Consider the following 12699-nt stretch of genomic DNA (forward strand, 5'->3'; position numbering starts at 1 on the left):
TCGAGAGGGGGCGCGTAAGGCAGTGTAATGGGAGGGGTGTGTTTTTACATTGAGCCCCCCTATACCCCTCTCAAGAGGAGAATCGCATGAGCCCAAAACCTTACCTTTTAAACACTATATCGCAAAAAGTTTCTATCCCAACATACACCTCTCCTGCCCTTATTTCCACGGGGTAGCTATCAATATAATCGTTTTGGCCGGGGCTGCCTTTGCCTGTTTGCAGGTTGTAGGTGTACCTGTGGAACGGGCACACCAGTTTGCCATCCTTACACCAGCCGCCACTTAATTCGGCACCTGCATGCGGGCATGTTGAGCCGAGGGCGTATAAGTCATTTTCGTAACCGATAATGAGGATGCTTTTACCGCCTACTTTAACTTTTTTGATGAATGGCAGGCCGTTCAGATCAATGCCGGGAATTGGGTACCACTTCATCAAAAGTCTACCTGCAGATTCATAAGGGCGGGGTTTTTGATCACTTCGTCCATACTGGTAACAAGTGTAACCTGCATCCGGTCGGCAGAAACTATGGCTTTTCTATTGTCAACTTTTTTAACAGGTTTGGTAAACTTTAGCACCATCTTGTAGGGCATATCTATCAGCATAGCTTTAGCCATCGCTAACCGCGCCCCTGCACCTTTCAAAAACTTATCGAATTTGATCTTATTAATGATTCGAGAGAATTTATGGTCGGTAATTTCATAGGTGTAATAGTCCTGCCCGCCAAGTAGAAGATTGTTTTTGTAATCTTCTTTATCAATTTTAAGATCTTGGGGTTTTACAGTGGCCTTCTCATTAAGATCATGAAATTCAACTTTATCTTTTTTATCAGGCCCTAAAAATTCAAACTCCGGCAACTTCACCGAAAACGCCGAAACGTGATGAAGGTAATAAACTAAATCGGCCGGGCTTTTCGCGGAATAATCGAGATTTACCCGCATTTTATTCTTGGGCAGATCCATACTGATGTGCAGGGCGCTGTTTTTGGCCGTCTTAATATCTTCTGCACTCATTTTACTTATAACACTGTCCGTAAGTGTGTTATAGTAATTCATTGAAGTATCCTTAACCAAACTAAACTGTGGCGTTGCCCTTACCGAATCGGAGATCAAAACGTTTAAAACGGAAAGCGCACGGCTCATGTCAAAACCGTATTGAACAGTGCAGGAGCCGTCGGGCTTAAAATTGTAGTGCTCTTCGATATCAACGCACGAACTAAGGCAAAAGAATGCCAAAAATACAAGGGGTATGTATAGTTTATTCATGCGGTTTTGGCTGAAAGCTAAATGCAAAAAGCACAAAGCTTAATTATCAGATAAATATAGATGAAAAAATGCTGAACAACAAAACATTAGCGTAAAAGACATAATACTGTAAATAAAAGTGCTTTTAGCTTTGCGCTTTCTGCTTTAAGCGTATTTTTGCAGCTTAATTATGGCACACCAGGTTCCGGAAGATGGCACATTGCTTCCTTTAATGGAAGAGTTTTATACGATACAGGGCGAGGGGTATAACACCGGCAAAGCCGCATACTTTATTCGCCTTGGCGGGTGCGATGTAGGCTGCCACTGGTGCGATGTTAAAGAAAGCTGGGACGCCGAACTGCACCCCCTAACTGCGGCAGACACTATTGTAGAAAACGCTGCAAAATTTCCATCTAAAGCTGTGGTTGTTACAGGTGGCGAGCCGTTGATCTATAATCTTGATTATCTCACCCAAAACCTGCAGCAACAGGGTATTAAAACTTTTATTGAAACTTCGGGCGCTTACCCTCTCTCGGGTAACTGGGATTGGATCTGCTTATCGCCAAAGAAATTTAAAGCGCCCACCCAGCAGGTTGCAGATGCCGCGCACGAGCTTAAAGTGATCATCTTCAACAAATCGGACTTTGCGTTTGCCGAGCACCATGCAAAGCTTGTTGGGCCTAATTGTAAATTATACCTGCAGCCCGAGTGGTCTAAACACCAGGAAATGACCCCGCTTATTGTTGATTATGTAATGGCTAACCCCCAGTGGGAAATATCATTGCAAACGCACAAGTACTTAAATATCCCGTAATAGTGTAACTTAGTGTATGGTTTAACGTATCAGTTACCAATGCGCAAGATCTGTCTCCTGTTTTTTTACCTGCTGATATTATCTGTAAACGGATTTGCCCAAAGGCAATACTCTACTACGGATAAGGAGGCCATTAAATACTTTGCACAGGCAAACCAAAGTATAGACGAACACTTGTACGATGAGGCCATTACCCTGCTTGAACAAGCCATTAAAGCCGATGCAAAATTTATTGAAGCCCACGTGCAATTAGGCGATGTTTTAAGGATGCGCCGTGTTTACAAGCCCGCTATCACCCACTTCCTGAAAGTTATTGAATTAGACCCCGAGTACAACCGCGCCATTTACTTAAAGCTAGGCGAAATTGAGGTCACCAGCGCTATGTATGAACCCGCGCAACGCCACCTGGAGAAGTATTTAACCTATCCCGGTATAACGGCGCAAAACCAGGCCTATGCGCAAAAGCTGCTTGCCGATTGTAAGTTTAGTATAGATGCGTTGACGCACCCGGTGGCATTTGTGCCGATAAATATGGGTGCCGAGATCAATACCGCTAATGACGAATATCTGCCTGTTGCAACTGCCGATGAAGGTACGCTGATATTTACCCGTAAAGTAAATAATAACGAAGATTTTTATAAGAGCATTAAATTAAATAACAACTGGCAAACTGCTGAATACCTGAGTAATATCATAAATACGCCTATGTTTAATGAAGGGGCGCAATCCGTATCACAAGATGGCAAATACCTGTTCTTTACAGGTTGTAACCGCCCCGATGGTTTAGGCAGGTGTGACATTTACATCGCTCAGAAAAAGGGCGACGATTGGGCCAAGCCGTTTAGTTTAGGTAACCCGGTAAACACTTCGGGTTGGGAAGCACAACCATCAATAAGCGCAGATGGCCGCACGCTGTATTTTGTGAGTAACCGAAAAGGCGGTTATGGCGGTTACGACATTTGGAAATCCACTCTGAGCGATAAAGGCTGGAGTGCCCCCGAAAATATGGGCCCCGAAATTAATACAGCTTATGATGAGCAATCGCCCTTTATCCACCCGGATGATAACACTTTTTATTTTTGCAGCAATGGATGGCCGGGGATGGGAAACAAAGATCTTTTTGTTAGCCGTTTAGGTAAAGACGGTAAGTGGAGCAAACCTACAAACCTGGGCTACCCTATCAACTCCAGCGGCGACGAGAATGGGTTAACGCTTACGGCGAATGGCTCTTACGCTTTCTTCTCCTCTAATAATTTAAAGGGCTTTGGAGGGTATGATATATATACTTTTGAGTTACCCCCAAGCCTTCGACCTAACATTGTGACTTACGTAAAAGGCACGGTGGCCGATAAAAATACCAAAGCGCCGTTAGAAGCCGCTGTTGAGATCATCGACTTGCAAAAAAATACTCCTGTATTCCAGGATTACAGTTCAGAAGATGGCGGGGCATTTTTAGCGACGCTTGCCGCGGGGAAAAATTATGGCTTAAATATTTCACGAGAAGGCTACCTGTTTTACTCGGATAACTTTTCGCTGATAGGTTTGAAGGATAAAAAAGCGTTCAATATTTCGGTACTGCTCTCTCCTATCGAAGTTGGTAATAAAGTAATATTGAAAAATATCTTTTTCGATACCAATAAGTTTGAGTTAAAGGCCGAATCGAAAGCTGAACTGCAAAAGCTGGTAGAATTTCTGCAGCTCAATAAAACTGTGCGGATAGAGATTGCCGGTTATACCGATAATGTAGGCAATGAACAGGCCAACGTAACATTATCAGAGAAGCGGGCAAGCGCGGTGTATCAATACCTCACGGCCAGCGGCATTACTGCCACCCGCCTGGTTTACAAAGGCTACGGCGAGGCCCAACCGATAGCGCCTAATACAACAGAAGATGAGCGCGCGTTGAACAGAAGGACGGAATTTATGATTATCGCGAAATAGGTTTTAACCACAAAGAACACTAAGATTAGCTAATCTTAAAGCACAAAGGTCACAAAGAAAAAATCTCTGTGACCTTTGTGCTTTTCTCTTTGTGGTTAAAAAAAGTTAATTCCCCACCTCCGATAAAAACTTGATCCTCATTAGCTGTACCTCTTCGCGGGTGTAATCATCTGAGCCAAGTTCTGCCAATGCGTCATCTATCGAGTCTATCTCGGCGGTTTTAAAGTAATCAAATACTTCTTCCTGCTTATCTTCGTCTATCATTTCATCAATGTAGTAATTCAGGTTAAGCTTGGTACCCGAGTTTACAATGGTTTCCACCTCTTTCAGGATCTCTTCGTAAGTGAGGCCCTTAGATGCTGCTATATCATCTAAATTTAAGTGCCTGTCGATATTTTGGATGATGAATACCTTTAACGCCGATTTATTGGCGGCGCTTTTGATCACCATATCTACCGGGCGGTCAATGTCGTTATCCTCAACGTATTTCTTGATCAGGTCTATAAACGGCGCGCCGAACTTCAGGGCCTTGCCCGCTCCTACGCCCGAGATCTGTTTTAGTTCTTCGGTATTCACCGGGTAATGCGTGCACATCTCCTCTAAAGATGGATCCTGGAAAATAACGAAAGGCGGCAAGCCTTTTTGCTTCGCAAGCTTTTTGCGCAGGTCCTTAAGCATTTGAAGTAACGCGGTGTCTAACGCGCCACCACCTTGTTTAGGTCCGTCCTCGGCCTCATCATCATCTGTTGGGCCCATTTCCCGGTTAAGCAGGAAGCGGATGCTATACGGATTATCAATAAAGGCGTTGCCTGTTTTGGTGAGGTGTAACAGACCGTAGTGGTCAATATCTTTAGACAGGAAGTTATTTAGCAATGCCTGGCGCATCAGCGAGTTCCAAAGGTTCTCGCCCTGCTCAATGCCCGAGCCAAAATAATCCAGTTTATCGTGCTCGTAGTTTTTAACCTGGGCATCATCCTTACCCATCAAAATATTGATGATGTGGCAATCGTCGAATTTCTCGCCAATTTGCCTGATGAGGCTTAATGCTCTATGCAGGTGTTCTTCGCCATCGAAATGTACTTTAGGGCCGCAGCAGTTATCGCACATGTTGTTACAACCCGCTTCATTAAAGTTCTCGCCAAAGTAATGCAGCAACTGCTTACGGCGGCAAACCGATGATTCGGCATAATCGATCACCTCTTTCAGGATCTGTGTACCAATTTCACGTTCGGCCACAGGTTTATCTTTCATAAACTTCTGCAGCTTATCAATATCCTTGCCCGAGTAAAACGCCACACAAACACCCTCGCCACCATCACGGCCGGCACGGCCGGTTTCCTGGTAGTAGCCTTCCATGCTTTTTGGCATGTCGTGGTGTATCACATACCTCACATCCGGTTTATCAATACCCATCCCGAAGGCTATGGTAGCCACAATAACATCCACATCTTCCATCAGGAATTTATCCTGTGTATCGGCACGTACTTTGGGGTCTAAACCCGCGTGGTATGGTAAGGCTTTTACGCCGTTAAGGTTAAGCGCCTCGGCCACTTCCTCAACCTTTTTGCGGCTAAGGCAGTATATAATGCCCGATTTCCCCTGGTTTTGCTTTACAAACTTTACAATTTCTTTTATGGCGTTACGCTTTGCCCTAACCTCGTAAAACAGGTTATTACGGTTAAATGATGACTTGTAAACCGTAGCGTTATTCATTTGCAGGTTCTTTTGAATATCCTGCTGTACTTTTGGTGTCGCGGTGGCTGTAAGGGCAATAATTGGAATATCATCGCCTATGTTACTGATAACCTGTCGGATCTTGCGGTACTCCGGGCGGAAATCATGCCCCCATTCAGATATACAGTGCGCCTCATCTACAGCTACGAATGATACCTGGTTAAGCCTTAAAAAGTCAACATTCTCTTGTTTGGTTAAAGATTCGGGTGCTACATAAAGCAGCTTTGTTTTGCCGCTCAGCACATCGTCTTTAACCCTTAAAATATCTGCTTTTGTTAATGATGAATTTAAAAAGTGCGCTATACTGTCCGATCCGCCAAAGGCCCTTAACTGGTCTACCTGGTTTTTCATTAGCGCGATAAGCGGGGAGATCACAATCGCTGTGCCCTCGCTCATGAGTGCCGGTAACTGATAACACATGGATTTGCCGCCACCGGTTGGCATGATCACAAAAGTATCGTTACCTGCTAAAATATTAGTGATGATCGCTTCTTGCTCCCCCTTGAAGTTGTCAAACCCGAAAAAGTTTTGCAGGTTATCAAAAAGCGACTTCTTAGTCTCTATCATTATTTACTTGTACGTTTGGAAATTATGGTTCAAAATAACAAAAATTTATAAATAAACGGTTGGTTCTGTTAAAAATTTTATATTAAAATGATTATTTGGTTAAAAACAATTTGTTTATTTATCGCTTTTAAAATTGGTAAAATCCGGATAGAAATATTTTAGTTTTACGCTCTAATAAATTTACAAATTAATGCACATATTTAGCGCGGATTTGCCAAATTAAAATCTACATCTAACAATGAATAAAAATTACTACGCCATTATTATGGCAGGCGGAATCGGCAGTCGTTTTTGGCCAATTAGCAGAACATCGCATCCAAAACAGTTTATAGACATTTTAGGTACCGGCAAAACGCTTATTCAAAACACTTACGAGCGCTTCCTTAAAGTGTGTCCCCCAGAAAATATATATGTTGTAACTAACGAAAATTATACCGGGCTGGTAAAAGAACAATTGCCCGGAATGGCCGATCAGCAGATCCTAACAGAACCTGTTATGCGTAACACCGCGCCATGTGTGGCTTACGGTTGTTTTAAAATAGAAAGCATGAACCCTGATGCGGCCATTGTAGTAGCGCCGTCAGATCACCTGATACTTGACGAGGCCGCTTTTGTAGCGACCATAGAAAAATCATTAAAAACCGCTGCAGAGAATAACTGCCTTATAACCCTTGGTATTAAACCATCAAGGCCGGATACGGGTTATGGTTATATTCAGTATACCGATCAGACGCTTAACGATGATTTTCATAAAGTTAAAACCTTTACCGAAAAACCAACCGTTGAGATAGCCAAAACATTCATCCAAAGCGGCGACTTCCTGTGGAACGCGGGCATCTTTGTATGGTCGGCCAAAGCAATTGTCGAATCGTTTGACAGCCACCTGCCCGAGATGCACGAGATCTTCGCAGAAGCCCGCTCAGTTTACAATACTGATGAGGAGAAAGAGTTTGTACACAAGGTATATCAGCGATGTATCAATATCTCTATAGATTATGGTATTATGGAGAAAGCCTCAAACGTTTACGTGCTGCCATCAGAATTTGGCTGGAGCGATTTAGGTACCTGGGCGTCTATTTACCAGCTTGCCGAGAAAGATTATGTAGGCAACGCGGTTATCCCTTCAGAGAAAGTTATTATGTACGATAGCAGCAATTGTATGGTAAATGTACCCGGCGAAAAGCTGGTAATATTGCAGGGCTTACATGATTATATTGTAGTGGAGTCTAACAACTCCCTGTTGATATGCCCCCGAGATCAGGAGCAGAATATTAAGCAGGTTGTTGCCGATGTAAAAAGTAAGTTTGGTACTAAGTATATTTAAAATTTAGTGATCAGAGATTGGTGATTAGAGATTAGGTAAGGAAAATTAATCTCTAATCACTATTCTCTAATTAACTGCAGCAGTGCTGCGTTGCCTTATAGCCTCATACAAGATAACCCCTGTAGATACGGATACGTTTAGGGATTCTATCTCCCCTAACATCGGGATCTTGGCCAGGTGGTCGCTGATGCGGATGATCTCGTTACGGATCCCGTCTTCTTCTGAACCCATTATGATAGCCGTTGGCGCGGTATAGTCGGGTTTGTAGATGTAGTCATTCGTTTTCTCGGTACAGCAAACCAGTTGTAAGCCCGATTCCTGCAAAAATTTTACCGTTTGCATGAAATTATCATGACGGCAAACCGGTATCTTGTATAATGCGCCTGCCGATGTTTTTATAGCGTCGGGGTTTATTTGCGCAGAGCCTTTACCCGGTATAACAATAGCATGCACACCTGCACATTCGGCTGTGCGGGCAATGGCACCCATGTTGCGTACATCGGTAATACTATCAAGTACTAAAACCAAAGGCACCTCGCCCCTTTCAAATACTTCGGGGATGATGTTTTCTATCTTTTGGTAAGTAATGGGCGATATAAAAGCTATAACACCCTGGTGGTTTTTCATGGTAATGCGGTTCAGCTTTTCTACCGGTACCTGTTGGGCCGATAGCTGGTACTCCTGCATTACGTCTTTAAGTTCGTTTAACAGTCCGCCGCCAAGGCCGCGCTGTATGTATAAAGATTCAATTTCTTTACCTGCCAGTATCGCTTCAATCACTGCTCTTATACCAAAAACCATCTGATTGCCTTCGCGTGGCGGAGGTTTAGAATTATATGCCATTTTAATAAAATTACTTTCGCCAAAAGTAGGGATATTAACTCATTTTATGGCTATCTAAGTGGAAGGTTCGGTTGTAGTGTTAACAATACTTAACATTAGGTCATATTTATTAACAGTAATGTAAATGAGATACTTACACCGATATTAACACGTTATAAACATGCAATGTTAATATTGGGCATTAAAATTTATAGCGCTGATAATGTTTTTATTATGTGGAAAACTCATTTGTTAGCTAATTAAAAACAGGCAAGAACATTTTTTATATATTTTTGTTCGTCATGAATTTTGAGAACGATTCCCCTAATTATAAGCAGAACACAGACCGCAGAAGCAGGCTTACAAATCCGCAATCTTTTGCAGGAAATGGCAAGCTGCAACCACAGGCATTAGACCTTGAAGAAGCCGTACTTGGCGCGCTAATGCTTGAGAAAGATGCCCTTTCATCGGTTATTGATGTACTAAAACCCGAGGTGTTTTATGAAGTAAGGCACCAGAAGATATTCAACGCCATTTCTGTACTGTTCGAGAAAACATCGCCCGTAGATATTTTAACAGTAACCGCGCAGTTACGCCAGCAAGGCGAACTGGAAATGATTGGCGGTGCGTATTATATTACCGAACTGACCAACCGTGTAGCATCAGCTGCCAACATTGAATACCACTCGCGCATTATCATCCAAAAATATATCCAGCGCGAGTTGATCCGCATTTCTACAGATGTAATCAACAGCGCTTATGAAGATACCAGCGACGTACTGGAAATGCTTGACAAGGCCGAAAAAAACCTTTTCGAGATAGCCCAGAACAACCTTCGCCGCGATTCGCGCAAGATGGATGACTTGGTGCACGAAGCATTAAAAGATATTGAGGCCCTTAAAGATAAAAAGGATGGCTTAACAGGTGTCCCATCCGGCTTCACCGACCTTGACCGTATGACATCGGGCTGGCAAAAATCCGACCTGGTGATCATAGCAGCCCGCCCTGCGATGGGTAAAACAGCGTTTGTACTAAGCTGTGCCCGTAACGCTGCTGTAGATTTTGACAAGCCTGTTGTAGTGTTCTCACTGGAGATGTCTTCTGTACAGTTGGTTAACCGTTTAATATCCGGTGAAACCGAAATTGAACAGGAAAAGATTCGTAAGGGGACTTTGGAAGAGTGGGAATGGCAGCAGATCCACTCAAAAATTGGCCGTTTAGAAGCCGCCCCTTTAATTATTGATGATACACCCTCATTAAACATATTTGAGTTCCGCGCTAAATGCCGCCGTTTAAAATCTCAGCACGATATTCAGTTGATCATTATCGACTACTTGCAGTTAATGCAGGGTAAGGCAGAGGGTAAAGGTGGAGGCGGTAACCGCGAGCAGGAAATTGGTAGTATCTCGCGTGCGCTTAAAACTGTTGCTAAAGAGTTGAACGTGCCGGTTATCGCGCTATCTCAGTTAAGCCGTGCGGTAGAGAACAGGCCCGGTGGCTCTAAACGCCCGATGCTGTCAGATCTACGTGAATCGGGCTCTATTGAGCAGGATGCGGATATGGTACTGTTCCTTTACCGCCCCGAATATTACGGACTGGATGTGGACGAGGACAACAACCCTACCCAGGGCGTTGGTGAAGTAATTATTGCCAAGCACCGTAATGGTGAAACCGGCCGCGTACGATTGAAATTCGTAGGTAAATACGTGAAGTTCCAGGATCTTGATCAGGGTATGGATAGCTTCGCCCTACCGGCTAACAACGCCTTCGCGGGGCTAAATCCATCGCAGGATTTTGATAGTAAACCAAGCAACTTTATTATTCGCCCATCACGCATGGATGATATTGATGATGAGCCCCCGTTTTAAAGAAGTTCGAGTCAAGACGTTAGAATAAAGACAATTGCATACAATAAAGACCGTTTAACACTAAACGGTCTTTATTTTTATAAGTCTTGGCTCTTGATTCTTATATCCTGCCTCTTTTAATAGTCGTCATCATCATCTTCCTCAAAACCAGTGGCCGACCGATAGACGGATTGTAATTCGCTAAAAGCGTGCATATCCCGTTTGGCTTTGGTTATCTCCATGCCTTTTTCGTAAGTGGTTATAGCATCGTCTTTGCGGTTAAGGGCTTCATATAATTTACCTAAGTGGTAATAAGTGCCGGTATAGCCCGGATGGTTATTCACAAGGTCTTCATAATAGCTCAGGGCCTTTTCGGTATCGTTAAGTCGCAGGTATTCAGTAGCCAGTGCGTATTTCAAAAATTCATCTTCGGGCTCGTTCTGTATAAACGCCAATAGCTTATCTAATCTGCTTGTATCCATTTTAAACTCTCTGTTTTTTAACTAAATTTGCGATGTCCTAATTACAAATACCTGTAAAACATAAACCAATTCTAAATGAGCAAAATACTGGTATGTATCAGCAATGTTCCGGATACCACTACAAAAATAACCTTTACTGATAATAACACCCAATTTAATACAAGCGGTGTTCAGTTTATTCTTAACCCTTACGACGAGATCGCCCTTGCACGCGCCATTGAATTGACCGAGGGCGGTAAAGGCACGGTAACCGTTATTAACGTTGGCGAAGCTAACAGCGAGGCTACCATACGTAAGGCATTAGCCATAGGCGCTACAGATGCTGTACGGGTAAATGCCAACGCACACGACGCGTGGTTTGTAGCCTACCAGATTGCTGAGTATGTTAAGCAAAATCCATTCGATCTGATACTTACCGGTCGCGAGTCTATTGATTACAATGGCTCCAAAGTTGCCGGTATGCTGGGCGAATTGTTAGACCTGCCATCGGTATCCATCATCAAAAAATTGGATGCAACCGATAGCGAAGCTACTGTTGAACGCGAGATAGAGGGTGGTAAAGAAGTTTTAACTATCCCGTTCCCTTTTGTGGCAGGTTGTGCCGAGGGTGTTGCCGAACCTAAAATACCTAACATGCGTGGTATCATGAGCGCGCGTACTAAACCGCTTACAGTGGTTGAACCTGTTGCTGTGAAGAATACATCAGAGATCATCAGTTATGAAACCCCTGCCCCACGCGGACAAGTAAAATTAATTACTGCGGATGAAACCGCTAAGTTGGTAGATCTTTTACATACCGAAGCAAGGGTTATATAATTATTCAATAAATATAGTCAGGATCATAAGACACAAGAATCAGGAAAATTCATAAAACTGGAATTCTGGTTCTGAACTCTTAAGTCCTTTAAAATAACTACTATGTCAGTTTTAATATACGCGGAAAACGCGGATGGTAAATTCAAAAAATCAACTTTTGAGGCTGTATCATACGCCAAAGCGATAGCCGATCAAAATAACACTAACCTTATTGCCATATCAATTGGCAATGTTGCTAATGATGAATTGGCTGCTTTAGGCAAATACGGTGCAGAAAAGGTTTTAAACGTAAGTAGCGATAAACTAAAGAACTTTTTGAACCAGGCGTACGCGTCGGTAATTGCCGAAGCGGCTAAAGCTAACGGTGCCGATATTGTGGTACTGTCTAACTCTTTCAGCGGCCGTGGCCTTGCCCCCCGTTTGGGTGTTAAGCTGGAAGCCGGTGTGGCTGATGGCGCTGTTGCGCTTCCTGTTGAGGATGGTGGTAAATTCACGGTTAAAAAAACTGCTTTTTCCGGTAAAGCATTCGCCTTGGTTGAGCTAACATCGGCTAATAAAGTTATTGCGCTTACACCAAACTCGTATAAAGTAGTGGAAATTGGCTCTGAAGCACCGGTTGAAGACTTTACAGCGGAGGCCAAAGCGTCTGACTTTAAAGAGATGATAAAAGACATTGTGCGTTCTACAGATAAAGTATCGCTACCCGATGCCGAGATAGTGGTATCTGCCGGCCGTGGTATGAAAGGCCCCGAAAACTGGGGAATGATAGAAGAGCTTGCCGACCTTTTAGGCGCGGCCACCGCTTGTTCTAAACCGGTATCTGACGCGGGTTGGAGGCCACATAGCGAACACGTAGGCCAAACAGGCATAGCTGTAAGCCCAAATTTGTATATTGCCATAGGCATTTCGGGCGCTATTCAGCACCTTGCCGGTATTAGTTCTTCAAAAGTTATTGTTGTGATAAACAAAGATGCCGAAGCGCCGTTTTTCAAGGTAGCAGATTATGGTATAGTTGGCGACGCGTTTGAGGTGCTGCCAAAATTAATTGCTGCAGTTAAAGATTATAAAGCATCAGCTTAAAAACAAGAAAGATATCGCTGTGATGGGTAA

General features: G+C 43.5%; 11 protein-coding genes. 6 read left to right on the forward strand and 5 right to left on the reverse strand.

Annotation, left to right across the window (positions count from 1 at the left end):
• Nucleotides 1-100 precede the first annotated feature (100 nt).
• Nucleotides 101-433: a Rieske (2Fe-2S) protein gene (locus ACFQZI_RS09310; RefSeq protein ID WP_377141541.1), complete on the reverse strand. Its 333-nt coding sequence runs from the start codon at nt 431-433 to the stop codon at nt 101-103.
• Entirely contained in the window at nt 433-1263 is an 831-nt protein-coding gene (locus tag ACFQZI_RS09315; RefSeq protein WP_377141544.1) for a hypothetical protein, read from the reverse strand. Before ACFQZI_RS09315 ends, ACFQZI_RS09310 begins: the two co-directional genes overlap by 1 nt.
• A 169-nt stretch (nt 1264-1432) precedes the next feature.
• On the opposite strand from ACFQZI_RS09315, the gene ACFQZI_RS09320 reads away from it, so the two are divergent.
• Both ACFQZI_RS09320 and ACFQZI_RS09325 read left to right on the forward strand, forming a co-directional pair.
• Entirely contained in the window at nt 1433-2056 is a 624-nt protein-coding gene (locus ACFQZI_RS09320; RefSeq protein ID WP_377141546.1) for a 7-carboxy-7-deazaguanine synthase QueE, read from the forward strand.
• A gap of 39 nt (nt 2057-2095) precedes the next feature.
• Nucleotides 2096-3997 carry an OmpA family protein gene (locus ACFQZI_RS09325; RefSeq protein ID WP_377141549.1) on the forward strand — a complete coding sequence of 634 codons (1902 nt, stop codon included), beginning with the start codon at nt 2096-2098 and terminating at the stop codon, nt 3995-3997.
• Nucleotides 3998-4102: 105 nt separating this feature from the next.
• Here ACFQZI_RS09325 and recQ read toward each other — a convergent pair whose 3' ends face one another.
• Nucleotides 4103-6295, reverse strand: coding sequence for a DNA helicase RecQ (recQ, locus tag ACFQZI_RS09330; protein ID WP_377141755.1), 2193 nt, complete (start codon nt 6293-6295; stop codon nt 4103-4105).
• 241 nt (nt 6296-6536) lie between these two features.
• On the opposite strand from recQ, the gene ACFQZI_RS09335 reads away from it, so the two are divergent.
• Nucleotides 6537-7622 carry a mannose-1-phosphate guanylyltransferase gene (locus tag ACFQZI_RS09335; RefSeq protein ID WP_377141552.1) on the forward strand — a complete coding sequence of 362 codons (1086 nt, stop codon included), beginning with the start codon at nt 6537-6539 and terminating at the stop codon, nt 7620-7622.
• Nucleotides 7623-7688: 66 nt separating this feature from the next.
• Here the strand turns inward: ACFQZI_RS09335 and rlmB are convergent, their stop codons facing one another.
• Nucleotides 7689-8465, reverse strand: coding sequence for a 23S rRNA (guanosine(2251)-2'-O)-methyltransferase RlmB (gene rlmB / locus ACFQZI_RS09340; RefSeq protein WP_377141555.1), 777 nt, complete (start codon nt 8463-8465; stop codon nt 7689-7691).
• Nucleotides 8466-8746: 281 nt separating this feature from the next.
• Between rlmB and dnaB the strand changes: the two genes are divergently transcribed.
• A complete protein-coding gene (gene dnaB / locus ACFQZI_RS09345; protein WP_377141558.1) occupies nt 8747-10312 on the forward strand; it encodes a replicative DNA helicase in 1566 nt (521 codons plus the stop codon).
• A 116-nt stretch (nt 10313-10428) separates the two neighbouring features.
• On the opposite strand, the gene ACFQZI_RS09350 is transcribed toward dnaB, so the two are convergent.
• The gene (locus ACFQZI_RS09350) at nt 10429-10773 is read right to left on the reverse strand and encodes a tetratricopeptide repeat protein (RefSeq protein WP_377141561.1); all 345 of its coding nucleotides are present in this window, start codon (nt 10771-10773) and stop codon (nt 10429-10431) included.
• 75 nt (nt 10774-10848) lie between these two features.
• Between ACFQZI_RS09350 and ACFQZI_RS09355 the strand changes: the two genes are divergently transcribed.
• Nucleotides 10849-11589: an electron transfer flavoprotein subunit beta/FixA family protein gene (locus ACFQZI_RS09355; RefSeq protein ID WP_377141563.1), complete on the forward strand. Its 741-nt coding sequence runs from the start codon at nt 10849-10851 to the stop codon at nt 11587-11589.
• 102 nt (nt 11590-11691) lie between these two features.
• Nucleotides 11692-12669 carry an electron transfer flavoprotein subunit alpha/FixB family protein gene (locus tag ACFQZI_RS09360; RefSeq protein WP_377141566.1) on the forward strand — a complete coding sequence of 326 codons (978 nt, stop codon included), beginning with the start codon at nt 11692-11694 and terminating at the stop codon, nt 12667-12669.
• Nucleotides 12670-12699: the final 30 nt, after the last annotated feature.

Origin of the sequence: Mucilaginibacter lutimaris (assembly GCF_042676625.1) — a bacterium.
GTDB classification, from domain to species: Bacteria; Bacteroidota; Bacteroidia; order Sphingobacteriales; family Sphingobacteriaceae; genus Mucilaginibacter; species Mucilaginibacter lutimaris.